Source organism: Ktedonobacter robiniae (assembly GCF_016587375.1).
Classification (GTDB): domain Bacteria; phylum Chloroflexota; class Ktedonobacteria; order Ktedonobacterales; family Ktedonobacteraceae; genus Ktedonobacter; species Ktedonobacter robiniae.
Window position 1 is genome coordinate 359850 of the sequence record NZ_BNJG01000004.1, and the last position, 25263, is coordinate 385112.

Sequence of the window (25263 nt, forward strand, 5' to 3'; positions counted from 1 at the left end):
TCAGGCTCACCCGCAGGACGCAGCACATAAAATTTTTCCCTCGCACAAAAAAGAGGTGGCATATCTCTACTACCATATTTGCCACAAGCCGCAAGAATGGTAGAATGATAACAAATATTTGCTTAAGGAGCATTTACACAGGCAGGTAGAGAGGTTTTTTGAATGTCACAGTTGCACTATCATGCCCAGCCAACCCTACGAGATCCCCTGGTAATCGCCGCGTTCCGGGGCTGGAACGATGCCGCAGAGTCGGCGACGCATGCCATTCAATATCTCGCTGACCGCTGGTCATCCGAGAAAATTGCCGAGATAGATAGCGAAGACTTCTTCATCTTTACAGAAACGCGGCCAACAGTCAAGATTACCGACGACGATAAACGCGTGATTGTGTGGCCCAACAATGAATTCCTGGCCTATAGCGCACCCGATCTAGAGCGCGATATTATCCTATTTCTGGGGACCGAGCCACAACTCAAATGGAATACCTTTGCGCAGAGCTTCTTAAAGGTCTGTAGGAACTTTCGCGCCTCTGAGGTGATCTTGTTTGGGTCGATGCTCTCAGATGTCCCCCACTCGCTCGCGGTCCCCATCACGGGGGCTTCGTACGATCCCGCAACACTTTCACGCCTGGAAGAGATGACGCTCCCTACCTCTGGATATGAGGGTCCCACCGGGATTCTCAGCGTGCTCCATGAAGTCTGCCACCAGGCACAAATACCGACCACGATGTTCTGGGCCGCTGCTCCCCACTACCTGGCGACTACCCCCAATATCATGGTCTCGTCTGCCCTACTCACCACGCTCAACGGCTACTTATCTCTAGACCTGGACCTCGATGAGATCCAGGCTGAAGCCAGGCGCTTTAGTTCCCGCATTGATGCCATGGTTGCGCGCAATCCAGAGGCCGGCGAGTACATTCGCCAGCTCGAAGAGCAGTTGGATGAGCTAGAGAACGAGATCGAGATTGAAATTGAACTGGAGGAGGAAGACGAGGATGAGACGGATTCCCACCGCGAAGAGCAGTCAACCCCTCTGCCAAGCGCAGATGTTTTGATCGAGAATATTGAGGCCATGTTACGGATGGAACGGGAGCATCAGGGCCTTCCCTATCACTCTGATGATGACGAGAAAGATGTAGAATGAATAAAGAGCTTCATAGCCTCGAAGAGGTATTGCAACCACGCTCAGTCGCGATTCTGGGCGCCTCGCGTTCCCCCCAGAAGTGGGGGCATGTCGCCGCGCGCCAGTTGATCGAAGGGGGATTTGCTGGTGAGGTCTACCTCATCAACCCGACCGTGTCCGAGATCCTGGGACGCCCCACCTATCCCAGCCTGCGTGATGTCCCCGGACAGGTAGACCTGGCTGTGATTGCGACCTCGTTCCCACACGTTCCCAGTTCCATTGAGGATTGTATCGCTAAAGGCGTGAAAGGTATTGTCCTGATCACCGCTGGCTTTAGCGAGACGGGTCCTGAGGGACGCGCCCTGGAGCAAGACCTTGTGGCCCGCTGCCGCGAGCATGGCATTCGTATCATCGGCAGCAACTGCATGGGTCTCTATGTGCGTCGCTCCAAACTCAACGCGTTGGGAATGGTCTTCCCGCTTCCCGAAGGCCCCATCGGCCTGGTCTCGCAGAGCGGCAACCTGGGCATGTATTTCTACGCCCAGGCGCACCTGGATGGCTGCGGCTTTACCACCTTCTTGAGTGTCGGCAACTCCGTCGATGTCTCCTTCCCGGAATGCATGCAGTACCTGGCCGATGATCCAGAGACCAGTGTGATCGCTGGCTATGTTGAGTCCATCGAAGAGGAGACCCTGCGCCAAGTCACCAGAGATATGCATGCACGTGGCCATTACAAACCTGCCGTGATCCTGCTCAGCGGCGCGACAGAGGTGGGTGTGCGCGCCTCTCTGGCCCATACTGGCTCCCAGGCTCGCGTTCGCCCAGATAGCGATACCAGCCTCTTCGCCAGCGGCGTCGTACGCGTCCTACGCTCAGACGAGCTCTTCCCCGTGGCCCAGGCCCTCGCGCTCCAGCCAACAACCCCTCAGGGCGGTCGACGCATCGCGATCATTGGCGATGGCGGCGGCAGCTCGGTCGCCTCTGGCGACGCCGTAATTCGCGCCGGCCTGGAGGTTCCCGCCCTCAAAGCCGAGACACAGGCGGCCCTCCGCGCGCTTATGCCCAGCCGTGCGACCTCGACGAATCCCGTAGACGTCGCGGGCGCCGCCGATGAGGATCCCCTCTCCTTCGCCCACCTGGCCGAGGTCTGTGTCAAAGATCCCGATGTCGATGGCGTGATCATTACGGGACTCTTCGGTGGCTACCGCTGGCTCCTCTCAGAGGACTTTGGCCCACGCGAAGAGGCCGCGGCCCGCGCCCTTGGCGACCTCGTACGCCAGTATGGCAAACCCATACTGGTTCAGACCATCTATGCACGCCACGATATCCCCGCGCTGCGCATCCTGCGCGAAGAGGGCGTCCCCTACTACGAATCGGTCGAGATCACCTGTCGCGCCATGGCCGCCCTCTCCGAAGTCGGCCAGTTCCTAGCCAAACAGGAGAGCACAGCTCCAGCCTCACAAGCATCCATTCGATAATACAATAGCGGGTGATGCGCTTTTCCTATGGTAGGAACCTCCACGATCGATCGTGGAGGTTCCTACCAGCTTGGTGACCCACTTCGCGAGTTGGCTCACCTGGCAATCAAGGTCAAATACGACTATAAGAATTTCTCAGAGAAGCCGCGGCCTATGGTGGTGGCTTCTCTGACGATACGCTCGATGAGCTCCTGGGTCGAGGGGATATCCTGTATCAGGCCCGCGACCTGGCCACCCCAGACGAAGCCTTCATCAAGCTCGCCTTCCAGGGAGGCGCGCGTGTTTACCCGCCCCTGGATGTAGGGAAGCAGGCGAGCCAGGCGCTCCGGCGGCGCAAGCTGCTCCTGCTCCATCTCGGCTTCAAGCGCGAGGATCTGCTCGGCGGCCTTCCCTTTTAGCACACGCGCCGGGCGTCCGATGGCGCGCTCAACCACCACGGTATCCGTCTCTTGCGCCTCGACCAGCGCCTGCTGGTAGGCGGGATGGGCATTACTCTCCTGTACCGCGACAAAACGCGTCCCCAGTTCAATGCCTTCCGCGCCCAGGGCCAGGGCCGCGACAAGCCCTCGTCCATCGGCGATGCCTCCGCTGGCCAGCACGGGGATGCTGACCGCGTCCACCACGCGTGGCGTGAGCACCATTGTTCCGATATCGTCACGTCCCAGGTGACCACCGCCCTCAAAGCCTACGGCGATGACGGCATCCGCGCCCAGAGCTTCGGCCTTGCGCGCCGCACGTACCCCCGCGACTAATACCATCGTCTTCACGGGGACGCCGCTCTGCTGAATATGCTTTAAGAGTGGCTCGGGATTGCCGCCCGTGATGCTAATGACGGCCGGACCTTCCTCAAGGGTGACATCCAGAAACTCACCCAGGGGAATGTGACCGATAGGAAAATTGACCCCGAAGGGCTGCTCCGTCAAACGCTTCGCCTGCTGAATATTCGCACGCAATTCATCAGGAGTTTTAAAACAGGCGCAACCAATCTGCCCCAGCCCGCCCGCATTGGAGACCGCTGCCGCAAGCTCGGCAAAGGAGAGATGGGCCAGCCCTCCTTGCACAATAGGATAACGAATACCCACCAGTTCGGTAAAACGCGTTTGTATACGTTCTGGAAGTAACGACATCGCTGGCGTACTCACTTTCTTTTTACCAAATTAGATGCAGAAATAAAACGTGCCTGGAATGTTGTATCACATTCCAGGCCGTTGTTTCAATTGACGCCCTCTTCATGTTCTGTAAAGCTTGCTTAGTGCATGACCAGGTTGAAGGCCGCCGCCCCAAGCAGACTTACCACCAGGATGGCTGCGCCAAAAGCGACCAAAGTTTTACGCATATAATTATTCATGGTCTCGTCATGCATTCCAATACCCAGATAGAAGAGGTCTTCGGCCTCGGTGCTAGCCTCCTGGCTCAGGGTCACCGTGGCAAGTTCGCCCATGCGGCTGCGCGAACTGACCACGCCTCTGGTATACAGGAACACATTTACAAACACACCGCCTACGACAAGGGCAACGAAGAAGATTAGAGCGATCAAACCGACCATTGCTTGCATAGTTACACCGTCCCTTTTTTGTGTCTGCCTGAACATACCAGTCTTTTACTACTCCACTTGCGTGGTTGTTCGCACTTTCAATTACCTAGACGCGTACTACACAAGGCGCTAAAAAAAGAAATGCCTCCATTTCTCTTCAATGGAGGCATTTCGTAATGATTTTGTCAGAAAAGCGTAACTTTTCGCGTCACATTCAATAAAGCTGGCGCTCTACAAGCCTATCAACGTCTCTTTCCCATACCAATCCTACAAAACCACTGTCACTTTCCGCTGTGTTCCTCCACGCAGAAATCCAATGGTGACCTTTTCGCCAGCTTTGTGGGTTCGCACGATACGCTGCAAGTCCCGAGGCTCGGTTACAGGCTCCTCATCGGCTGAGAAAATAACGTCCAGGCGCTTGAGCTGAGCCTGGTCCGCCGGGCTCTGGGAGCGAAGCTCAAGAATCTCCATGCCCCAGCGCTGCTGGAGCTGTAAACGCTGGCGCAGCGATTCCTCAAGCGTGACACGCATGCCGCCCACGCCGAGCGAGACACCCTCTGGCCTGGCGGAGCGCTGGGTGGCGATCTTTGCCACTACACTCTTGACTGTATCCAGCGGAACCGAGAAGCCCAGGCCCTGGGCCATCGGCATCATAGCCGTCGTAATCCCAACCACGTGCCCCAGGCTGTCTACCAGGGGACCTCCAGAATTGCCGGGATTGATGGAGGTATCTGTCTGAATCAGGTTGGTCATCTTGGGAGTGCCTGGAGCCTGCAAGGTACGTCCCAGGGCGCTGACCACGCCCGCGGTAACCGTCCAGTTTAAGCCGTAGGGATTGCCCACTGCAATCACCAGCTGACCAACCCGTAGGGGCGAATGGCCAAGCTCGGCCACTGGCAAGCGCTCAGCTCCGATACGCAGAACCGCGACATCGACAGCGGGATCACTTCCCATCAGGCCTGCATCGAAGGTTCGCCCATCCGCCAGGGTTACCTTGATATGGCGCGCCCCTCGACGACATGGGCATTGGTTAAAATTTGTCCATCAGAAGCAAAAATGAAGCCCGAGCCGATTCCTCCCCGCAACTCTGGCGGATAGCCATAGGAGCGAGAGCGGCGCGTGGCATGCTCGACATCGATACGTACAACCGCAGGTCCAACCCGCTCAGCCGCCGTCGTGACCGCGTGCGAATAGGCATCTAGCGCCAGGGCATCTTTTTCAAACGTACTCATATCACATCGTGCTTTCTCGTGGAACCCGATCATGCTACGTATGTGCGAGGCTACAACTCAATAAACTTGATAGGTATTATATCACAACTGCTGAGACCGGAGTATCAAGGGATAGGTGGTCTCTGGGGAGTGGCGCGATCGATAGGTGTTACCTATTTTGATCGCGCCACTCCCCAGAGAATACCAAATCTCCTATGGGCGCGATTATTGGCTGGTTGGTTGCGTTATCCCTAGTAGAAAAGAAAAAGTAAGTTTCTTTTCTTTTGACGGTATGTGAACTGTGCCTGACAAGACAACTGTATGTTTTGTCGTTCCATTACTCCGGAGGATTTGTGAGAAAAAGTTTGCGGCGCAAGATGTCGCCATTTCTCGCTCGCCTGATGGGATGTGCTGTCCTACTGGCGACGCTTACATCGATGTTTATCTATCATAGTAATCCCGTTTCTGCGGCGTCACAGACTGGACGTCATACACTACCTAGTCGCGCGATTACGACGCTCAAACGCTATAAATCCACACAAGAAACTAGCAAACAGAAACAGCTACAGCTCTCGATCAGCCTCAATCTTCGCAATCGCGCTGGCCTGGACGCGCTGATCGCGGCCCAGAACGATCCGAAGTCACCTTCTTATCACCACTACCTGACGCCCCAGCAGTTTACAGCCGAATTTGGTCCAACGCCGGCGACGGTGGAGAGCGTCGTCTCCTACTTGAAGGGGCAGGGATTAACGGTTACTTCGGTAGCCACAAACAATATGCTGGTGAATGCGGCCGGATCAGTAGCAACGGTTGAAAAGGCCTTTGGCGTCACGCTCAACGACTACCAGGTCAACGGACGCGTGGTCTATGCTCCCGCTTCTGACCCGACCATTCCTGATACGCTAAGTAACACGATTCTGAATATTGAAGGATTGGATAATCTCGTTCTCTATCACCATGCAGCCATAAAGCAACAATCCAGGCAAGCGACTGGCCCAGGAAAAGGCTACACGCCGACGGAGTTGCGGACCGCCTATGATATGAATGAACTAATGAACAATGGCGGCACCGGCGCTGGTCAGACGACGGCTCTTTTTGAGCTCGATGGCTATAATCCCTCCGATGTTTCGACCTACCTCGACTACTATCATCTCGGCGCTCCCAAGTACTCGAATGTGCTTGTGGATGACGCGACCAATACCCCTGGCGATGGAGCCGTAGAGGTCGAGCTGGATATGGAGGTTCTCTCAGCGCTAGCGCCCGATGCCACGCAGAAGGTGTATATCGGTCCCAATACCGTTCCTGGTGTGAATGATACATACAACAAAATCGTGACCGATAACCTTGCCAAAGTCGTCAGTATTAGCTGGGGCATATGTGAGCTGAACTCTGGTGACGCGGAACTGACAACACTAGACAATATCTTCGCGCAGGGTGCAGCCCAGGGGCAGGCTTTCTTTTCTGCATCCGGTGATTCTGGTGCCTACGATTGTCGCGATGGCTCAACCCTGGCTGTTGACTCGCCCTCTGATGACCCATATGTGGTGGGCGTTGGCGGCACCAATTTACAGCTTCAAAGCAATGGGACCTACGGCAGCGAGTCAGCATGGAGCAATCAGACCTACGGCGAAGGCGGCGGCGGCGGCATCAGTGCTCACTTTACACGTCCAGCCTACCAGGCAGGCCCCAATCTTACAAATCTCAACCGCGAGACGCCCGATGTATCGGCAGATGCCGATCCACAGACTGGCTATTCAATCTACTGCACCACTACGGACACTATCTGCGCTCAGGGGTGGGGAGTTGTTGGTGGTACAAGTGCCGCGGCGCCCTTGTGGGCGGCCCTCGCCACCGATGTGAACGAATACCTCTCTAAGCAGGGTAAGCCTGGTCTCGGTGGGGCCAGCGCCAGTTTATACGCCCTCTACAACACTCCTCAGACCTACAGCGCCTACCACGATATTACGTCGGGTAATAACCTGTACTACCAGGCCACTTCAGGCTATGATAACGCGTCTGGTATAGGCACCCCTGATGCCTGGAACATCGCGCGAGATCTGCTCACTCTGGCACCAGGCGGAGATCATGGCTCGACGCAGTTGTTACAGAATCCAGGCTTTGACAATGGATCACAATCGTGGACAGAACATGCTTCTGGCGCGTATGAGATCGTCGATACGACACAAGCCCATGCGGGGGATACGAGCGCCGATCTCTGTGGCTACGCAACGTGTAACGATAGCATCGGGCAAACTGTGACCCTCCCCGCCAACACCGCTAAAGTTGTGCTAAGCTACTGGGTCTATGTCAGCAGCCAGGCCACAGGACGCAACTGCACCGACGCCCTCACCACACGCCTGCGCACGAGCAATGGGACCACCATTACCACCTCTCAGAAGTTGTGCAACACGCAGGCCTCGGGCTGGAATCAATATACCTTTGACGTCACGCAGGCGCTTGCCAGGTATGCCGGTAAACGCGTTGAGGTCGACTTCCACGGGACCACGACATCATCGACAGCGACGGCCTTCTTCGTTGATGATGTGGCGTTGACGGCTACCCATTCTTGAAAATAGAGGCAAACCATGGATAGAAGAACATTCAAAGGAGTTTACGGTATGCGACCTCTGTTCACAGGCTCCAGATGGAGAATTACAGCCTGGCAAGCACGCTTTTCCTGCATAGCATTGCTGGCAGTGTGTCTGATGATCGGAGCATTTCTAGCGCCTTCCATCGCTAACGCGCAGGCGGCACCGACGGCAACACACCAGATCCAGCTTGCGGGGCTGACCATGATTGACCAACAACACGGCTGGGCATTCGATGAGAGTCATACCCATATCTATGCAACGCATCAGGGACCCGAACACTGGCGCGACGTGACGCCATCACAGTTCAAAGCGACGAATATGTTCGTCACAACTTCATTCTTCCCGGATGCCAGGCATGGCTATATTGGAGCCCTACAAGATCAAACACAGATTCTTCTTAGCACTCAGGATAGCGGTCAGACCTGGCAAACAACATCCTTTACCCTTTCGACCCCTGGTGGGCCGTACTACTTCTATCAGATTAACTTTCTGGACTCCCAACATGGCTGGCTCGCGTTCAGCGCTCAGGGTTCCCATCCAGGATCGTCCGAGATAGCACTATTGCGCACCAGTAACGGCGGTAAAACCTGGGAGACCTTATTGAATACCGTTGATAATCCGGCGAGCCTGGTTCGTCCATACGGCCAGTCGATCCATTTTACGTTTGCCACCCCCCAACAGGGCTGGGTAACGGGCATCTGGCTCTCAGGCGAGGTCTATCTCTATAGCACCCATGATGGCGGCAAGACCTGGAGTAAAGACAACATTGCGCCAATCAAAGGGGGCAATAGCGTTTATTTTACGCAAGGGTATGGGCCATTCTGGCAGGACAAGTATACTGGCACGCTTTTTGTGAAATATGACACAAGCTCTGGCAACGGTATGTCGCATCTCACCGCCTATCAGACGCAGGATGGAGGCAAGACCTGGCTGCTGGGACCTTCTTCGCCCGCGACCTGGTACACGGAATTCACAAACTTTAGTTTCCTCAATGCCCGAGAGGGCTGGAGCTTTGGCTTTGATGGTCAGGGCCAATTCGTCCTTCATCACACCAGCACTGGTGGTCGCTCCTGGGATATCATCCACCCAAGCGGGCTACTCAAGGCTGACGCCGATTGGCAGGTGTTGGGTGGCTTGACCTTCCTCACGCCCCAAACGGGTTGGGTCTGGATCAAGGATAAGCAGAATAACTGGAATCTTTTCCAGACCAACAACGGCGGTCATAACTGGCATGCTCTGCAGCCAGTTGCCGACTAGCCTTCTTGATGTGAGATAAAGGGTGTGGTGCTGGACCGGCTTAGCGGATCCAGCACCACACCCTTATTTGTTCCCAAATTATTCAACCTTTCAACCATGTGCTGCGTATTATAGGTGAGGCTGTGAGAGAACGGTCACAGTCAAGATGAGCACACAGCAGAATAGATGAGCACATAAAAACATACTTATGCAGCATATGCAAAAAGGAGTGTAATAACAATGGCACAAGATCCACGTGAAGGCTATACTGATCGCAGCAATATTGAGCAGAAATCTTATGGTGTTGAAGAGCTCCAGGTCGTTGGCGAGCAGTTACTGGCCAAGGTAAAAGAGCTTATCCATGAGGGTAATGTTCGCCGTATTATCATTAAGCAGGATGGCAACTCCATTCTGGAACTTCCTCTGACCATTGGCGTCGCGGGCGTTCTCCTCGCGCCAGCCCTGGCAGCGGTCGGCGTCCTGGGCGCGCTGTTGACGCAGTGCTCCATCGAAGTCGTGCGCACCGATAGCCCCGCCGACTATATCGAGCGCAAGGTGGAAGAGATTCGCGACGACGTTCCCCCTGCCCTCTAAACCCAATTAGTGTAGAGAAAAAAGTGTGAGAGCTGGTTCGGGCCAATGCCCGAACCAGCTCTCACACTTTTTTCTCTACACTATAAAACTACCCTAGCTTGACTACGGTAAGGATGCGCCCATTGACGACCTCGACGCCCTGCTTGACGCGCGGGAAGGCCTTGACCTCGCTGACAGGAAGGACCAGGGCATGCTCGCCTTTCTCTCCACTGCGTCCCGTCCAGCCGAGCAGCAGGTGATCCTGTTCATTTACCAGCATGCTGAGCAGGACGCGATCTTTGTCGCCGATCTCGGTAGTGACCACACCACCAGTTGCACGTCCCTTCTGGGGATACTGGCTAACAGGTACCTTCTTGAGCGTGCCCTGCTCGGTTACGACCAGCAGGCTATTCAGCTCTGGCAGGACTTCGCCCGTGGTCTCGTCGACGACGGTTCCTTGAGGCTCATAATAAGAGGCGCTTACAACGACGCCACCTCCCTTGGCGAGGGCGATGGCCGCGACACCCTGGCCAACACGACCCTGAGCACGCAAGGCCTCGTCGCTAAAACGCAGCGTCTGCGCATAATCGGTAGTGACAAAGTACTCGCCCTGTCCACGTGAGAGCAGCGCCGTGACGACGCTATCGCCCTCGGCCAGCTTCATATCTTGCGCGCCATCGATATCGACCGTTTTGTACTCGCTAAGTGGCGACTTCTTGACCTTGCCCAGGCGGCTAAAGGTGACCAGGTAGCGATCCTCGTCATAGGCATCGATGGGCACAACCGCCACGATCTCTTCACCTGGCGCCAGCTCCAGCAGATCGCGGATGGCCTCGCCCTTGGCGGAACGCGTCACCAGGGGTAGGCGATGGCTACCGATCTGGAAGACACGCCCGGTCGAGGACATACATAGCAGGTAGTCCTGCGTGGTGGTGGCGACCACCTGGCGCAACTGCTCATCGCCACGGACAGGGGTATACGCAAGCACACCATTTTTCTGCTTGGGCTTGAAGGTATCGGGCGCAAGCGCCTTCAACGTCCCTGGAGAGGCAAAGGCGACGGTCAGCGGCTCACGCTCGTGCAGGCTGGCCACATGAGTGATGGGCGCGTGGGGCTGCCCCTCGACATCAATATAGGTGCGGCGCTCATCCGCAAACTGGCGCATGAGCTGCTGCATCTCCTTCTTCAAGAGGGAGATCAGGGCGCGCCGATTCGTGAGCAGATTCTCAAGTTCCTCGATGCGCCGCTGCAACTCATCGCGCTCGCGCTGGTATTTGCCGCTATCCAGTTTAGTGACCTGTGATAAAGTCATTGAGGCGATGACATCCGATTGGATCTCCGTCAGGGAGTAGCGCTCTTCAATGGCTCTACGGGCGCTTGTCCGATCTTCTGACTGCTGGAAGATCTTCACGATCTCTTCCGCGTGCGCGGCACCGGTAATCAGGCCCTCAATGACATGCAGGCGCTCACGGGCCTTGCGCAGGTCGTACTGTGCCCGGCGCGTGAGCAAGTCGAGCTGGTGCGCGTTCCAGTAGTTGAGCAGTTCCAGCATCCCAGTCTGTTTGGGCTGGCGTGCGGCCTGCATGGGTGAGCCAAAGAGAAAGACCATCTGGAAGGAGATCGCGATCTGGAGATCAGTTTCGCGATAGAGCTGCTCCAGGGTCTGGGCTGCGTCCACGTCTTTGCGCAGTTCCAGCACGATACGCGTCCCCTTCTCGGTGTCGGTCTCGTCGCGCAGATCGGCCATCAGTCCTTCGAGCTTGCGCGCGTTAAAGGCCTTGATAATGGAAGCCTTGACCTTGTCGCGACCAGTCGGGGGGATCTGAGTAACGACGAGCGCGCGGCTGCGCGGCGTCTCCTCCAGGCGCACCTCCGCCCGCACAATGATACGTCCCTTGCCAGTGGTGAAATAATCGCGAATGCCCTCGGTGCCGATGATATGGCCACCCTGGCTAAAGTCAGGCCCTGGAATATAGCCCATCAGCTCATCGACGGTCATATCGGGACGGTCCAGCAGGGCGATACAGGCTCGTAGCACCTCGCCCAGGTTATGGGGCGGAATGTTGGTTGAGAGGCCAACTGCGATACCGCTGGAGGGATTGACGACAGGCGGAATGCGTCCAGGTAGATAGTCAGGCTCCTGCACCTTGGGATCCTGCTTATAGGTTGGATGCAGGGGAACCGTCTCGCGCTCCATATCGGCCATCAAGGCCTCCGCGAGCGGCGAGAGGCGCATCTCGGTATAGCGATAAGCCGCCGGGGCATCGCCATCCTCGCTGCCCATGTTGCCCTGCCCCTCGATCAGCGGATAGCGCATAGTAAAGGGCTGGGCCATGCGGACTGCCGCATCATAGACCGAGGTATCGCCGTGTGGATGATAATTACCCAGGATCAGGCCCACGACCTCGGCGCTCTTGACCGTAGGGCGGCTGGCAAGATAACGTGCCTCGCGCATACCCGCCAGGATGCGGCGCTGCACCGGTTTGAGGCCATCGCGCGCATCTGGGAGGGCGCGATCCGTGACCACGGAGAGGCCGTAGGTCGCAAAGGCCTGGGCCATGATCACGGAGAAATCTTCCTGTATGATACCCGTTTCTACGGTTTTCTCTGTATTTTCACTTACACTAGCCATCGTTTACACGTCCAGTTCCTTGATCTTACGCGAGTGTTCCGCCAGGAAAACGCGACGGCGTTCCGCGTTTTTATCCTCCATCAGCTCAGTCACCAGCTTCGCCGCCAGGACGCCATCCTCCATTGTTACCCGCTTGAGCGTACGCCGTGCCGGGTCAAAGGTGGTATCGCGCAGTTCCTTCGGGTTCATCTCGCCCAGACCTTTGAAGCGCTTGAACTCCAGGTTCTGCGCGTCGGCATGGGTACGTACAAAGCGCTCACGCGCCTCGTCATTGAGCAGCCAATGCACCTTGCCCTTATACTTGACGGAGAACAGGGGGGGACAGGCAATATACACATGCCCTTGCTCAATCAGATCGCTAAACTCCTGGTGGAAAAGCGTCAACAGGAGGCATTGGATATGCAGGCCATCGACGTCCGCATCGGTCGCGATAATAACCCGGTTAAATTTGAGACGGCTAATATCAAATACATCGCGTGTGCCAGTTCCCAGCACATTGATGATCGTGCGAATCTCTTCGTTCTCGACGATACTCTTCAAATCGGCCTTGGCCACGTTCAGGGGTTTGCCCTTGAGCTTTAAGACGGCCTGGAACTCGGAGAAACGCCCCTGACCGGCGCTACCACCCGCCGAATCGCCCTCGACGATAAAGAGTTCCGCGCGCGAAGCATCACTAGTATTGCAACGCAGGAACTTCTTTGAGAGCGAGGTGTCGATCATCTCATTGTTCTTCTTAGTGCCCGCCCGCGCCAGCTCCTCCACCAACTGAGCCTCATTGCGCGCCTTCTGCATCTGCTGAATTTTCTTCAGCCACTCTTTCCCGGCCACGCTATTCTTCTCAAACCAGTCCTTCAACCCCTCGTCAACGACTGAACGAACGATGCCTTCAATGGGAGCATTGTTCAGGCGATCCTTGGTCTGGCCCTGGAACTGGGGGTTGGTCAGCTTGACCGAGATCACGATGTTTAGGCCCTGTTGAATCACCTCTGGTTTAAAGCCATCACGTTCGCGATTCTTGATCACGCTCAGCTTGATGGCATAGTCATTGATGACCTTGGTTAAGGCGGCCTTAAACCCGCTTTCATGCACGCCACCATCGCGCGTACGCACGGCGTTGGCATAGCTATAGAGCGCGGTTTTATACCCTGTGGTAGGCTGGAGCGCAACCTCGACCGAGACATCGTCCTTCTCTTTGGCGATGCCAAGCACATGCTTAAACATGGGGGTATTCGTCCCAGAGGAGAGATCACGCACATAGTCTGGCAGACCCTCACGCGAATAGTACACGCGCCGCACCTGCTCGTTGAGGCTCTCATCCCAGGCCTCAAGATGGAAAGTCACACCGCGATTGAGATAGGCAGAGGCCTTCAAACGGCTATCGATGGCTTCAAGAGAGTAGTAGACATCGGGATCAAAGATGGTGCGGTCATACGCCCAGCGCAGCTGGGTACCGTGTAATTTTGGGTCACAAGGCTCAATGTGGTGTGGCAGCGCGGTACCACGACTAAACGACTGGGTAAAACACTGTCCATCCTTCCAGATGGTCAATTCTAGCTTCTCTGAAAGGGCATTGATGACGGTCGAGCCAACACCATGCAGACCACCTGCAGTCTTGTAGGCACCTTCAGCGAATTTGCCGCCTGAATGAGGTACTGTCAGGATAACCGTTGCCGCGGGCAGGTAATCCCCCTGGTAAAGCATAAGGTCAAAGGGCATACCTCGTGCTTCGTCACGTACCGTGACCCAGCCCTCCCGATCTATCGTTACCCAGATCTGCTTGCCATAGCCAGCTACAGCCTCATCAACAGCATTGTCAAGCGCCTCCCAAATCAGATGCACCAGTCCAGAGGTAGATGTTGAGCCAATATACATTCCCGGGCGATGTCGAATGGCGGAGATACCCTCGAGCACCTGGATATCGGCAGAGGAGTATACTGCCTCCTTCCGGGCTCTAGGCGCCTTCGACTCAACGCTCTGTATCTGTTGTTTTTCTTCTCTATCTTCGTCTATACTCCGCGTCGCTAAGAATGAGAACTCCTGTTGCTGAAGGTCTGACTCATTCTGCATGGGAGGGAGTGCTTTTGGGGAACGAGACATCTAACCCTATACCTCTTTCAATGCGTTTATTGCCTAATCAGCATACAGCCTTAAACATGGAAAGTCAAGATAATCTCTAGCAATTTTGGATCAAAAGTTCTATTAGTCAAATTCTTTTTGTTCTTAGCATATCTGGTAATCATGCCAGGGCGCAAGATTAGCGCATGCACATGTTAGAATAGAGACACCAATTTGGCAACTGTGGGTAGCACAAACGGCTGTGATATACTCAACTATCCTGGCCTCATTTTCGTAGTATAAGACAGCAAGGATAGAATTTCACCGGGAAAGGGCGCGAATTATCATGAAGCCAATTACAGGTCAGTATGAGTGTCAGCATCGCTCAGGGGTCGGTCTAGACTACTTTACCTCCCTCATTGACCGCCTTGTTCTCCAAGCGAATGGGCGCTTCGTCTTGATTGTCCAGGATCGCAGTCGCCTGGCCCATATGGCCCAGTCCTTCATCAAGGGCGAGCAGACCAACGCCACGGCGCCCGCCGCTGAGATCAGGCGTGAGGGAAATTTTTATCAGCAGGGCTCGCTACTGACCCTACGCTTTGACGATGGGAACCAGGAGCAAGGGCAGTTGACGCCGCAAGAGGATGGCATCCAGTTGGGGAAGAACCTGTTCTCGAAGGTCTCAGACTCGCCATCCCTGCCCTCGATGCAACGCATGAAAAAGGATATGGATGACATCGCTAAGGGCATTAAGATCGCCACGACGCTGGGTGGAATGGCCGTCAAGGCCGCGAAAACCATCAATGATACGATTCAGAGCACACAGAAGCCAGATCCCGACGCGCAGCTAGCGGGTCAGAGCCAACCTACAGCGAATCCAAACTATCCCAGGCAACCAATACAGAACGTCGCCCCGCCTGCGCCCCAGCACCAAACTATGCCCACACCGCCTGCGCCACCATCCGCGCCCCCCGTTGTCAGCCAAAATCAGGCGCCAGCAGCCAGTGGGCAGCCGATCTATTGTGAGCAGTGTGGTAATCGCTGTCGACCGGGGAAGCGCTTCTGTAATCGCTGTGGCGCGCCCCTCTTCTAGGCGCGCCCGTCCCTCCTATTTCTGCTCGCGCATCAAAGTATGATAGGCCGCGATGATACGCTGCATCTGCTGGGGATCGCCTCCCCGGTCCGGGTGGTATCGCTTGGCCAGCAGGCGATAGCGCTGTTTAATTTGTTGAGGAGTCGCGTTCGCAGGCAGGCCCAGCACCGCCAGGGCCTGCTGGCGCTGCATGAGCACACGGGCTGGATTTGAATTGCTCTCCCAGAGCGCTTTCATACTCAGGCGCAGCATCTGCCATAGTAAGGCGCCCAGCGATTTTGGTGGTCGTGTACTCATTGTCCTCTCAATCTACAGTAAGCTCCTGCCCGACGCTACTAAAGCACGCGTCTACATATTATGCCCGTATATAATACACAGCTTCATGCTACTACATACCGCTATAGGTTTTCTGCCTGCCTTCTCTCCAATACTATACCCGAAACAGCGCTAGAAATGAAACGCTACACTATGCTCAACCGTGACTGATATACAGAAGATAAGGTCCTTTTTCTTGCTTTTCCTTTATCTTTCAGAAAATGCGGATAGCAGATCGAGCACTGTATAGTATCCAACGGGAGATGCAATTATGGCAAGCGGCATAAGCAATATGGAGAGTGAGGCGCACAAGAAAAAGAGCGCGACACAGCACCTCCTCCACGGGGCAGAAGCGGGCGGCAAGACCTTCCGCGAATTCCTGAACAAATTTAATAACGACTGGTCGTCGGGCCTGGCGGGCCTGCTGGCCTATAACATTCTGATGTCGATAGTGCCTATCGCCATTGCCTTGATCGCCATCCTGGGGTTTGCCCTGGGTGGTGTCACCGATACACAGCAACTTATTAACCAGGCAACGAGCTTCTTCCCAATCGCAGGGTCCAACAAGGCTGCGCTCAGCCTGGCGATTACGCAACTGCAGAAAAACGCCGGTTGGTTGACAATTATCGCCGTAGTGCTGGCACTTTTCAACGGCTCCAACCTGTTTGTGACCATAGAGAACTGCCTGGATATCGTCTACCGCGTACGGCCACGCCCTATGATACGCCAGCGCCTGGTCGCCATAGGCATGGTGCTGATCTTTGTCTTTCTCGTTCCCATCATGGTCTTTGCCTCGTCGCTCCCCACCCTTATACTCGGATTACTGCAAAATAACCCGGCATTGAAGAGCATTCCCTTTGTATCAACCATCGCCGCAAACCCTGTGCTCTCGTACCTGGCAGGTTTTGGCGGTAGCGTCCTGGTAGGTTTTATGCTCTTCGAGGCCATTTACGTTATTGTCCCCAATCAGCAAATCAGCTGGAAGAATAGCTGGAAGGGCGCGCTTGGCTCGTCGATTGCCCTGGCTCTTTTCCTGGCACTCTTCCCAATCTATGCGCGTTTTGGCCTGGGCAACTATACCGGCCAGGTGGGCTTCGCGATCATTTCCTTGATCTTTTTCTACTACTTCGCCACGATCCTGATGATTGGTGGCGAGATCAATGCCTTCTTTAGCGAAGGCGTACGCCCTCTCCCCAACAACCTGGTAACGTTTGTCAGCACCATGGCGGGCAAGCTCAATAAGGATATTCCAGAGAAAGAAGCTGAGGCAATTGTAAATATCAAAGCTACCGAGCTTGCCGACCGCCAGCATGTCGCAGAAGCGCGGAACCAGGAGGAGCAGAACCAGCGCCGCAACCAGGAGAAAATCCACCAGACGCCAGGTTACCTGCAACACGGTTCAGCCGGAAAAGCCCCTGCCGCCAAACCAAGCAAAAAGGGCATGGTCCTACAGGTGGCCGCTGGCTCCCTCGTCGCGGTCTTGCTCGAATGGTTCCGCCTGCGCCAGAGACATTAGGTGCTCAGTAATCTCGGCCGCGAGTCCCTGTCCATCCAGACCATCGGCGAGAAGCGCGGTTCCTAGCGCACACTCGAAACCTTCAGGCTCGCTTGCCTCACGGGGAAAAACATAGACCTGGTAGAGGTCCCCGAGGCGAGCGAGCATCTTTTCGTTTACCAGCGGCACCGTGGCTGTTGATCCCACAGGCATATAGCCTCGATCCAGCAACACGATATCTTCAATGTGGTGGATAGCTATAAGCGCCGCGAGGTCCTGGCGTAGATCCTCTTCCAGCGCCATGGCTAATTCCTCGCTCTCTGCCTGCTCAGGCGAGAAATAGGTGAGTGGCTTCTCGCCGTAATCATCGATGATGCGCCCATCATAGATCACCGTAATATGACGCGCTATACTACTCATGTCAAGCAAGAGGAAGCGCATCTCTGGCCAGACCGCCTCGCGCTGGCGCATACGGTAGAGCAAGGTCGCCGTCACACTGAGGCGATCAGATCCCCCCATCTGGGAGCGATAACGCTTGCGAAAAGCCGGCACGCTCGGCAAATAACGCACACTCGGCAGGCAGTGGCTGTGGTTATTGTAGGCGCTTAACGAGACGAGAAAGCGTTGTAGTTCATCAAGCTCCTCAGCGCTAACTGCGGTACAGAGCGAAAGCGGGACCTGTGTCCCTGGATCAAACGTAGCTAAAGGGCGCAGGCCCGTTTCCAGTTGAGATGCCAGGGCCAGAGCCGGCTCGGGATAGCAGGCACAGAGACGCGATATATGCTCGGCGAGCAGTTCGCCCGTGGCGAAGGACCTATACTCGATGGGCGTTCCCTGCTCCAACACGCAAAGACGCCACTCACCATGGCGATACTCAAGACCCAGGCTTATATTCATGCTCTTCAATTTATCTCCCATGTATGGACACAACATATTGAAACACACAGCGCGTCCAATACTGTATTCCTTCGTTTTCCTTGACGTAACCTGTAAGAATCTGTTACACTTTCACTCAATTAGATGAGATGCCTCGTTTACCCAATGCCGTCCATGAACTCCTGGTTCTAGTGACAGAGTGTAGTAAAAATGCACGTGCCTTTTTGAGGTCCATGTAGCTTCGGAAGAGGTCGTAAGTATGCCTGGAGAGCAATCTATATCGACAAGTAATGAAGAGCACATTCGACTGAGAAACGCATTGCGCGAGAGCGAGTTGTTGCGCGAACTCTCAGAACTGCTGGCCTCTTCGCTGGACCCGACCCATATTTTACAGGTACTCGTGCGCCGTACCACAGAAGTGTGCGAAGTGCAGCGCTGCGCGGTCTGGCTCCTCGACGAAGCCCAGACTTCCTTTCTCCCCTCAGCCTATCACCTGAACGCCTCAAGCTTTCCGCCGAAGGCGCTCCAGGCCGCCGACCACGTCTGGCACCGAAGTCGCTTTCCCTTTCATGATCCTATTGTACAACACCTCGTACAACAACAACCCTGCCTGGCACTTAGCGATCTCGCCAGTACCCCCAGTTCCCACATGCGCCTGCTCGCTGATAAATTTCTGGTGCGCTCGATTCTATTGATCGCGCTCTTGCGTGAAGGCAAACCCGTGGGCATCATGTCGCTCGATAATCCCCAGCAGGAAACGCTTTTTAGTGCGGAACAACAGCAGTTGGCACGCGCCATCGGCCAGCAGGCCGCGCTCACTATTCATAATGCTCGCCTCTATCAGCAAGCACAGAGCGAGCGCAAGCGCGCCGAACGCCTGATCCAGCGCGCCCGCTCTATTTACCAGGTTGCTATGGCCGTCAACTCCGGTGAGGAGCTGGCGACGGTCTTGCATATTGCCACACAGCACCTCCAACAGGGCTTTGGTACGGGCAAGGCAGCCATTGCGCTTCTCTCCCAGGACACGACCCTGACCATGATGATCCAGGGCGAGTCAACCTCCTCAACACCCAGCGAAGGCCCCCACCTGCCAGCGTTATCTCACTGTCAGCAAGCGGCCACAACGGGGAAGACCTACTTCATTCCCTCCGATCAGGCCACTCCACATGAGCGTGCCTGGTTTCAGCAACTTGGTTTTGAGCAAGTCCTCGTGGCTCCCTTGATGGGGAATCTTCCCCGCCAGCATAGTCGGCGGACGGCGCGTGGCGAGACCTCGTGCCTGGGACTGGCCTTGATTGGCTTTCCCCTGCATGCACGTGCCCCCTCGCAGGGATATCGCGCCTTTGCCCTGGATATCGCCGCTCAGTGTGCCCTGGCCATCGAGAAAGATCATATTTTGCAGGAGGCCCGCCGGGCCGCCGCCCTGGCGAATGAACGCGCCAATACTCTTGATGCTATCTTCAACGCCATGAGCGAGGGCATCCTGGTCCTGGATATGCAAGGGGAGGCCATTCTCAGCAACCATATGGCCAGGCGCTACCTGGAAACCTCTTTTGACGCGCAAATTGACCTCTCCAAGCTCCTCCAACATCGACATATTTCAACCTTACGCGGCAAAACTATTCCACCTGAGCGCTTCCCGATTGTACGCGCACTACGTGGCGAATATATCCGTGGCGAGCGCTATGTGACCACAAGCGCCGATGGCTCCGAGCGTACCATGGAGATAAATGTCGAGCCGCTCCTAGACGATCAACAGCAACAGATTGGCATCGTCAGCGCATTTCGGGATATCAGCGAACAGATACGTAGCGAGCGGCGCGTCCGGCGCGCACTGGATACCATGCTCCATGCCGCCGAGGCAGCTTCGGGCCTGACGAACCTTCACGATATGCTACAGAGCCTGCTGGGGAAAACCCTGGCTTCGCTGCATTGTGATCGCGGTATGGTTCAGCTCTACAACCAGGAACAGCATGTATTTGAACCCTATCTCTCCATTGGTTTCGCTCCAGAGGAGGAGGAGCTCTGGCAGCAAGAGCAACAAACCTGGCTTATGCCAACAGAGGGACAGTACACGGGATTTCGGGAACACCTGCTGGCCGGGCACGCGCTCCAGGTCAGCGCGGAACAATGCCCGGAGCAGCCTAATCCCTTCGCCGAAACCATGCTCATCGCGGCTCCCATTATGCATCGTAACGACCTCCACGGGGTTATTCTGCTCGACCGCTCGACTACGCTGCGCAGGGAGCAGCATCCACAGGAGGGCGCGACACGTCCCCTGCGCCACCCGGTCTTTAATGTCTGGGATCTCGCGGTCGCCGAAGGTATCGCGCAGTTCGCGGGCCTGGCCATGGAACAGATGCACTGGCAAAAGGAGGCGACCCTCGCCCGCACCAGTGAGGAGCTTATGCGCCAGTCAAATGATCTGAAAGACGAATTTCTCGATATTACTGCCCATGAGTTTCGCACGCCGCTCACCATTATCGTCGCCCATAGCCAGATGATGGCACGCCTGCTCCGCAAGCATCAACTTGAGCCAGTGCTCCAGGACAAATTGCATGAGAGCATCGCCACGATTGATCAACAGGGCCATCAACTCACTAACATCGTCAATACCTTCCTGGAGGTAACGCGCCTCAATCGGGGCCAGATCGTGCTCAATACAGAAGAACTTGATATCCAGCGTATCGTTGAGCGGACGGTCGCCGAGCATGCTATGACCTCGCCCATGCATACCATCACCTGCCAGGTTCAAACAGGCGCGCACCCCTACCTCATCCTGGGTGATAGCGCCCGCCTCTCCCAGGTCTTTGCGAACCTCCTACAAAATGCGATAAAATACAGTCCGTTCGGAGGATCTATTACTGTTACCTTGCAGCAGACACCTAACGCCAGCGGGGATCCCTTTGTAGAGATACGCATACAAGATCAGGGCATTGGCATCCCCCTCGATGCCCAGGCACGCCTCTTCGAGCGCTTTTATCGCGCCCCCAATATCGAAGGGAACAAGACCAGGGGTGTGGGCCTGGGGCTGTATGTCGTGGCACAGTTTCTAAGCCTGCATGGTGGGCATATCGGCGTCGAGAGTAGGGGTATACCGGGCGAGGGCACTTGTTTTATTCTCACCTTACCATTAGTAGAAAGATCTGACATCATTGAAGCCTGAACTTCGCTCCTGGATCGTGGAACGCGCCAGGGAGGTACTGGAACAAGAAGAGTGTAAGGATGCCTCACATGATTTTGACCACTTACTTCGTGTCATGTCCCTGGCAGAGACGATTCAAGCCAGGGAGGGTGGTAATCTGCCCGTGATCTGGGCCGCGGTCGCATTTCACGATATCGGGCAGGAGCGCGAACGCCTGCATGGTGGCGACCATGCCGAGATAGGCGCGCATATGGCCGCCGACCTGCTCGCGCATACCCACTTCCCCCAGGAGAGCATTCCCCTGGTCCAGCAGGCCATTCGCGACCATCGCATGACAGGGGGCCAGGTTCCGCGCACCCTCGAAGGGCGTATCCTCTATGACGCAGATAAGATTGATTGTCTAGGCGCAATTGGGATTGCGCGCCTCTTCTGCATTACGGGACGCTACAACCAGAAGGTCTACTCAGAGGTTCCCCCCGAGGTCAGTCGACCTGTCGATCCCCTCCTCGTCCGCCAGCTCCGTCGGCGCCCTGACTATTCGCCAAGCATCGAGTTTGAACTGCTCTTCGATGCCATGCCCCAGCGCATGACGACCGCGACCGGCCGCGAACTGGCACAGGAGCGCTTTGACTATATGGAAAACTTCTTCCAGCGCCTGCGCCAGGAAGTACAAGGAGAGCTGTAAAGATACAGGATGTGGAGGTGGGACGACGCTACAAAAGTACGCGTCTACATATGATCTATATGTAGACGCGTACTTTCAGCATGCGTTGAGCTTTTCATGATGCGCGATTCTGGGTCGGTGAAGTTGTATTGATCGCTATCACGTGGCCCTTCTGTCGGTGGAGCTGGTGGACGACCTCCTGGGCGACGTCCCGTCGTGCGCTCTCGCTCCTTGCGTTGCGCCAGTTTAGCCTCATACTCCGCCTGCTCAACTGACACCCGTTCCTTCGCGCGTGTTTCCAAGGCTGCTTTGGCCTCTGCCAGCCGCACCAGGCGGTCCTGTCGTCGTGCGATCTCCTTGCGCACCACCAGTTCATCAGGTATCTCTGGCTGTTCACTTTGTTCACCCTGAGCAAACAACTCCTCTACCTCGGCTTGCAGTTGGGTCTCCAGTTCCAGCAGACGCTTGTAACTCACCGCTTTGCGTTTGGAGGCATCGGCATGCACCTTCGTTCCATCTAGGCTGATCGTTCCCAGTGTCAAGACGCCTGCCTCTTGCGCAAGCAAAAGCACCTGTACGAAGAGATTTTTCAGCTCTGACAAGAACGTGCATCGGAAGGCAGCGAGCGTGTCGTGATCGGGATGCAGATTGCCTGCGATAAAGCGAAAGGGGACTGCCTCATAGGTGGCTCGCTCAATCTTGCGCATGCTGAATACCCCAGTGGCATACCCATAGAGAAGTAAGCCCAACAGCACTTCAGAGGCATATGGCTCCCCGCCGCGCGACCCATACCGAGCATAGAGCGCCGAGAGGTCAAGTTGTGCCACGCTATCTACCACAAAGCGGGCGAGATGATCAGGAGGCAAACAATCACCCAGGCGCACGGTCAGGTCAAGCTTCTGAGCGTAATCTACTGTTTTGAACGTTTTACTCATATTCACCAATATACCACCACAAGCGGGAGGGACTACACCAAGCAAGGACGCCCATCTATTCCTGGCTTAGCGGGAAGAAAACGAGGCCGAATCGTCTCGCAGAATCCTTAGTGGGGATTCTGGGGGGCAAAAAGGCCGGGACCTCTCTTGACTGATGGTATTTTCTTCGCTATACTTGCCCCACTACGCGAAAGGAATGAACATGATTACTACCTCCACCTTCGCGTTGAAGGTCTTCTAACGCTTCATCCTCACATACAGGTCTTCATGTGCGAGGGAGCCTGTCATATCTGAATACGCGACGTTGATCGAGCAAAAGGAACAGCTCTTGCCAGAGAACCACAATCTGTTCCAGCAGTGGCGTCTATACCTTGCTGCATGGTGTAAAGTGCATGCTCGTTGTGATGTTCGCGACCCCACAAGGCTACCAATCTTGTAGCTCTACCAGATATGCGATTCGCGCAGACGCCCGTTCATCCTTTGTTTCCTTCTGGGAATGGTACGGTCTGCCCAATCGTTGCCGGGAAAATGTTTGTAACTCTTCCTGCTCCCGTACACACTGGCCGTTTGCGGCGTCTCTGCTCGTTAGGCAGTTGTTGGCCGAACGCGCGAAAGCGCAGGTGCGCGTTTTGTGCCGGGTTCGCAGACACGGGCAGCTTGAAGAGGGGCAAACTTTTCAAAGAGAGAGAAGAAAGTTAGAAACGAACATGATTAGTGAACAAGATATTCTGAATGATCAATCAGGTGGCGCGGAAAGCTCGCGCTCTTCCGAACTCAGTTCACCATCATCGGCGAAGGAGGTGCGGCATCTTGCGCCCCTGTGGCACAACCGCGATTTTATGCTGCTCTGGAGCAGCCAACTCCTTTCAAGCGTCGGCAGCGAGGTTTCACTGCTGGCCTTTCCCCTGCTGGTCCTGGGCATTACGCACTCAGCAATTCAGGCCGGCCTGGTTGGTGCTCTGCGCAGCCTGCCTTTCGCTCTGCTCTGCCTGCCTGCAGGCGCATTCATCGACCGCTGGGATCGCAAGCGGGTGATGCTGATCTGCGACACGGGGCGAGCGCTTGCCCTGGGCAGTATTCCCGTCGCGCTCTGGTTGGGCCGCCTGGGCCTTCTCCAACTCTGCCTGGTCGCGCTGGTCGAGGGGACGCTGATGACCTTCTTTTCGGTGGCCCAGATCGCCTGCCTGCCGCACGTAGTGCCCAAAGCGCAGATCCCCGCCGCCAGTGCGCAGAATCAGGTCATCGACTCGACCTCCTGGACGCTGGGACCATTTCTGGGCGGCTTCCTCTATGGCGTGGGGCACGCGGTCCCGTTCTTGACCGATGCGATCTCTTACGTCTGTTCGGTGCTCAGCATCTTTTTGATGCACGCGCGTTTTCAAGAGGGGCGCACGGAGGAACCGCGCAAAATCTGGTACGAGATCGGCGAGGGGCTTCTTTGGCTCTGGCGCGAGCACGTCCTGCGTTTTCTGGCCCTGCTGACCCTGGGACTGGTCTTCCCCACGGTCGGCTTTACGTTGATCCTGATTGTGCTGGCGCAGGACCTGCATGCCACGCCGCTTGCCATCGGCATGCTTTTCGCCAGTGGCGGTGTGGGCAGTATTGCCGGAGCAGTGCTGAGTGGTCCCTTGCAAAAGCGTTTCGCCGTTGGGCCGTTGACGATCGGTGCAGCCTGGGTCTGGGCCGTTTCCTGGCTCGCCCTGGCCGTCGCGCCGAATCTCTGGGTGTTAGGGGTCGCCAACGGAGTGAGCTTCATTGTCGTGCCCGTTTTTTATTCAGTCCAGTCCAGTTATCGCCTGATCGTGATCCCAGACCATTTGCAGGGGCGCGTGCAGAGCGTATTCCGTCTCCTTTCTCTTGGCAGCATGCCCCTGGGCCTCGCACTCGCCGGGTTGTTGATTCAATGGATTGGTCCGGCTCAGACAGTGGTGCTGCTTTTTGTGCCTCAAGCTCTCATCGCATTGTTTGCCACCTTGAACCGTCGACTACGAGCCATTCCATCGCTGAGCGACCTAGCACGCAAAGATCTAGAGTAGGATCAGCGTCATGCAGAGTCATCGCAAGATCTGGCTCAAAGAGTGATCGGATCTCGCTGCACTTCGCAAGGAGAACAGCGTCCAGCTGTTTTGCTGTATATTGCCAAGTCTATTCGCCCAGATCGGTGTGACAAGATTACCGGGGTAAAACCTACGCGAAGCGCTTCGCGTAGGTTTTACCCCGGTAATCTTGTCACACCTTATTGCTGGCCACGGGCTCTCCCCATCAACATCAAGCATGTTGCCGCTTCGTGTGGTAAGTACTTCCTTCT

Annotated in this window: 18 protein-coding genes and 1 pseudogene; 10 read left to right on the plus strand and 9 right to left on the minus strand. The window is 55.8% G+C overall.

Going from position 1 to position 25263, the window contains the following annotated elements; all coding sequences use genetic code 11:
• The first annotated feature begins 162 nt into the window (after nucleotides 1-162).
• Complete coding sequence (locus JMJ04_RS42295; protein WP_201376419.1) at nucleotides 163-1143, plus strand: PAC2 family protein; 981 nt, start codon at nucleotides 163-165, stop codon at nucleotides 1141-1143.
• A complete protein-coding gene (locus JMJ04_RS42300; RefSeq protein ID WP_201376420.1) occupies nucleotides 1140-2600 on the plus strand; it encodes an acetate--CoA ligase family protein in 1461 nt (486 codons plus the stop codon). The genes JMJ04_RS42295 and JMJ04_RS42300 overlap by 4 nt, the downstream gene beginning before the upstream one ends.
• 122 nt (nucleotides 2601-2722) lie before the next feature.
• Here JMJ04_RS42300 and JMJ04_RS42305 read toward each other — a convergent pair whose 3' ends face one another.
• From JMJ04_RS42305 to JMJ04_RS42320, 4 genes are all read right to left on the minus strand, one after another.
• On the minus strand, nucleotides 2723-3727 hold the full coding sequence (locus JMJ04_RS42305; protein ID WP_201376421.1) for an NAD(P)H-dependent flavin oxidoreductase: 1005 nt from the start codon (nucleotides 3725-3727) through the stop codon (nucleotides 2723-2725).
• Between the two features lie 122 nt (nucleotides 3728-3849).
• Nucleotides 3850-4155 carry a hypothetical protein gene (locus JMJ04_RS42310; protein ID WP_201376422.1) on the minus strand — a complete coding sequence of 102 codons (306 nt, stop codon included), beginning with the start codon at nucleotides 4153-4155 and terminating at the stop codon, nucleotides 3850-3852.
• 246 nt (nucleotides 4156-4401) lie between these two features.
• The gene (locus tag JMJ04_RS42315) at nucleotides 4402-5088 is read right to left on the minus strand and encodes a S1C family serine protease (protein WP_201376423.1); all 687 of its coding nucleotides are present in this window, start codon (nucleotides 5086-5088) and stop codon (nucleotides 4402-4404) included.
• A 35-nt stretch (nucleotides 5089-5123) separates the two neighbouring features.
• On the minus strand, nucleotides 5124-5366 hold the full coding sequence (locus JMJ04_RS42320) for a S1C family serine protease (RefSeq protein WP_201376424.1): 243 nt from the start codon (nucleotides 5364-5366) through the stop codon (nucleotides 5124-5126).
• 332 nt (nucleotides 5367-5698) lie between these two features.
• On the opposite strand from JMJ04_RS42320, the gene JMJ04_RS42325 reads away from it, so the two are divergent.
• The 3 genes from JMJ04_RS42325 to JMJ04_RS42335 all read left to right on the plus strand — a co-directional run bounded on the left by JMJ04_RS42325 (nucleotide 5699) and on the right by JMJ04_RS42335 (nucleotide 9766).
• Nucleotides 5699-7915 (plus strand): S53 family peptidase, encoded by a 2217-nt coding sequence (locus JMJ04_RS42325; protein ID WP_201376425.1) that lies wholly within the window; start codon nucleotides 5699-5701, stop codon nucleotides 7913-7915.
• Nucleotides 7916-7963: 48 nt separating this feature from the next.
• On the plus strand, nucleotides 7964-9193 hold the full coding sequence (locus JMJ04_RS42330; RefSeq protein ID WP_201376426.1) for a WD40/YVTN/BNR-like repeat-containing protein: 1230 nt from the start codon (nucleotides 7964-7966) through the stop codon (nucleotides 9191-9193).
• A 219-nt stretch (nucleotides 9194-9412) separates the two neighbouring features.
• A complete protein-coding gene (locus tag JMJ04_RS42335; RefSeq protein ID WP_007923430.1) occupies nucleotides 9413-9766 on the plus strand; it encodes a DUF4342 domain-containing protein in 354 nt (117 codons plus the stop codon).
• Between the two features lie 88 nt (nucleotides 9767-9854).
• Here JMJ04_RS42335 and JMJ04_RS42340 read toward each other — a convergent pair whose 3' ends face one another.
• The gene (locus JMJ04_RS42340) at nucleotides 9855-12377 is read right to left on the minus strand and encodes a DNA gyrase/topoisomerase IV subunit A (RefSeq protein ID WP_201376427.1); all 2523 of its coding nucleotides are present in this window, start codon (nucleotides 12375-12377) and stop codon (nucleotides 9855-9857) included.
• A gap of 3 nt (nucleotides 12378-12380) precedes the next feature.
• On the minus strand, nucleotides 12381-14474 hold the full coding sequence (locus JMJ04_RS42345; RefSeq protein ID WP_236039094.1) for a DNA gyrase/topoisomerase IV subunit B: 2094 nt from the start codon (nucleotides 14472-14474) through the stop codon (nucleotides 12381-12383).
• 304 nt (nucleotides 14475-14778) lie between these two features.
• On the opposite strand from JMJ04_RS42345, the gene JMJ04_RS42350 reads away from it, so the two are divergent.
• Nucleotides 14779-15525, plus strand: a complete 747-nt coding sequence (locus JMJ04_RS42350; RefSeq protein ID WP_201376428.1) for a zinc ribbon domain-containing protein — start codon at nucleotides 14779-14781, stop codon at nucleotides 15523-15525.
• Nucleotides 15526-15540: 15 nt separating this feature from the next.
• Here the strand turns inward: JMJ04_RS42350 and JMJ04_RS42355 are convergent, their stop codons facing one another.
• Nucleotides 15541-15822 carry a J domain-containing protein gene (locus JMJ04_RS42355; RefSeq protein ID WP_007923439.1) on the minus strand — a complete coding sequence of 94 codons (282 nt, stop codon included), beginning with the start codon at nucleotides 15820-15822 and terminating at the stop codon, nucleotides 15541-15543.
• Between the two features lie 289 nt (nucleotides 15823-16111).
• Between JMJ04_RS42355 and JMJ04_RS42360 the strand changes: the two genes are divergently transcribed.
• On the plus strand, nucleotides 16112-17356 hold the full coding sequence (locus JMJ04_RS42360; RefSeq protein ID WP_201376429.1) for a YihY/virulence factor BrkB family protein: 1245 nt from the start codon (nucleotides 16112-16114) through the stop codon (nucleotides 17354-17356).
• On the opposite strand, the gene JMJ04_RS42365 is transcribed toward JMJ04_RS42360, so the two are convergent.
• Nucleotides 17288-18232: a DUF1464 family protein gene (locus tag JMJ04_RS42365; protein WP_201376430.1), complete on the minus strand. Its 945-nt coding sequence runs from the start codon at nucleotides 18230-18232 to the stop codon at nucleotides 17288-17290. The two genes, JMJ04_RS42360 and JMJ04_RS42365, sit on opposite strands and share 69 nt — an antisense overlap.
• 238 nt (nucleotides 18233-18470) lie before the next feature.
• Between JMJ04_RS42365 and JMJ04_RS42370 the strand changes: the two genes are divergently transcribed.
• Together JMJ04_RS42370 and JMJ04_RS42375 are read left to right on the plus strand one after the other, a co-directional pair.
• Nucleotides 18471-21377 (plus strand): sensor histidine kinase, encoded by a 2907-nt coding sequence (locus JMJ04_RS42370; protein WP_201376431.1) that lies wholly within the window; start codon nucleotides 18471-18473, stop codon nucleotides 21375-21377.
• Nucleotides 21367-22041, plus strand: a complete 675-nt coding sequence (locus tag JMJ04_RS42375; protein WP_201376432.1) for an HD domain-containing protein — start codon at nucleotides 21367-21369, stop codon at nucleotides 22039-22041. The genes JMJ04_RS42370 and JMJ04_RS42375 overlap by 11 nt, the downstream gene beginning before the upstream one ends.
• A 77-nt stretch (nucleotides 22042-22118) precedes the next feature.
• On the opposite strand, the pseudogene JMJ04_RS42380 reads toward JMJ04_RS42375, so the two are convergent.
• A pseudogene (locus JMJ04_RS42380) lies at nucleotides 22119-22955 on the minus strand (transposase); the annotation flags it as partial.
• Nucleotides 22956-23662: 707 nt separating this feature from the next.
• Between JMJ04_RS42380 and JMJ04_RS42385 the strand changes: the two are divergent.
• Nucleotides 23663-24991: an MFS transporter gene (locus JMJ04_RS42385; protein ID WP_201376433.1), complete on the plus strand. Its 1329-nt coding sequence runs from the start codon at nucleotides 23663-23665 to the stop codon at nucleotides 24989-24991.
• Nucleotides 24992-25263: the final 272 nt, after the last annotated feature.

What these genes read in the sequence shown, in the direction of transcription:
- JMJ04_RS42295 (WP_201376419.1), top strand. Translation starts at nt 163, where the DNA reads ATGTCACAGTTGCACTATCATGCCCAGCCAACCCTACGAGATCCCCTG.
- JMJ04_RS42300 (WP_201376420.1), top strand. Translation starts at nt 1,140, where the DNA reads ATGAATAAAGAGCTTCATAGCCTCGAAGAGGTATTGCAACCACGCTCA.
- JMJ04_RS42305 (WP_201376421.1), bottom strand. Translation starts at nt 3,727, where the DNA reads ATGTCGTTACTTCCAGAACGTATACAAACGCGTTTTACCGAACTGGTG.
- JMJ04_RS42310 (WP_201376422.1), bottom strand. Translation starts at nt 4,155, where the DNA reads ATGCAAGCAATGGTCGGTTTGATCGCTCTAATCTTCTTCGTTGCCCTT.
- JMJ04_RS42315 (WP_201376423.1), bottom strand. Translation starts at nt 5,088, where the DNA reads ATGGGAAGTGATCCCGCTGTCGATGTCGCGGTTCTGCGTATCGGAGCT.
- JMJ04_RS42320 (WP_201376424.1), bottom strand. Translation starts at nt 5,366, where the DNA reads ATGAGTACGTTTGAAAAAGATGCCCTGGCGCTAGATGCCTATTCGCAC.
- JMJ04_RS42330 (WP_201376426.1), top strand. Translation starts at nt 7,964, where the DNA reads ATGCGACCTCTGTTCACAGGCTCCAGATGGAGAATTACAGCCTGGCAA.
- JMJ04_RS42335 (WP_007923430.1), top strand. Translation starts at nt 9,413, where the DNA reads ATGGCACAAGATCCACGTGAAGGCTATACTGATCGCAGCAATATTGAG.
- JMJ04_RS42340 (WP_201376427.1), bottom strand. Translation starts at nt 12,377, where the DNA reads ATGGCTAGTGTAAGTGAAAATACAGAGAAAACCGTAGAAACGGGTATC.
- JMJ04_RS42345 (WP_236039094.1), bottom strand. Translation starts at nt 14,474, where the DNA reads ATGTCTCGTTCCCCAAAAGCACTCCCTCCCATGCAGAATGAGTCAGAC.
- JMJ04_RS42350 (WP_201376428.1), top strand. Translation starts at nt 14,779, where the DNA reads ATGAAGCCAATTACAGGTCAGTATGAGTGTCAGCATCGCTCAGGGGTC.
- JMJ04_RS42355 (WP_007923439.1), bottom strand. Translation starts at nt 15,822, where the DNA reads ATGAGTACACGACCACCAAAATCGCTGGGCGCCTTACTATGGCAGATG.
- JMJ04_RS42360 (WP_201376429.1), top strand. Translation starts at nt 16,112, where the DNA reads ATGGCAAGCGGCATAAGCAATATGGAGAGTGAGGCGCACAAGAAAAAG.
- JMJ04_RS42365 (WP_201376430.1), bottom strand. Translation starts at nt 18,232, where the DNA reads ATGAATATAAGCCTGGGTCTTGAGTATCGCCATGGTGAGTGGCGTCTT.
- JMJ04_RS42370 (WP_201376431.1), top strand. Translation starts at nt 18,471, where the DNA reads ATGCCTGGAGAGCAATCTATATCGACAAGTAATGAAGAGCACATTCGA.
- JMJ04_RS42385 (WP_201376433.1), top strand. Translation starts at nt 23,663, where the DNA reads ATGATTAGTGAACAAGATATTCTGAATGATCAATCAGGTGGCGCGGAA.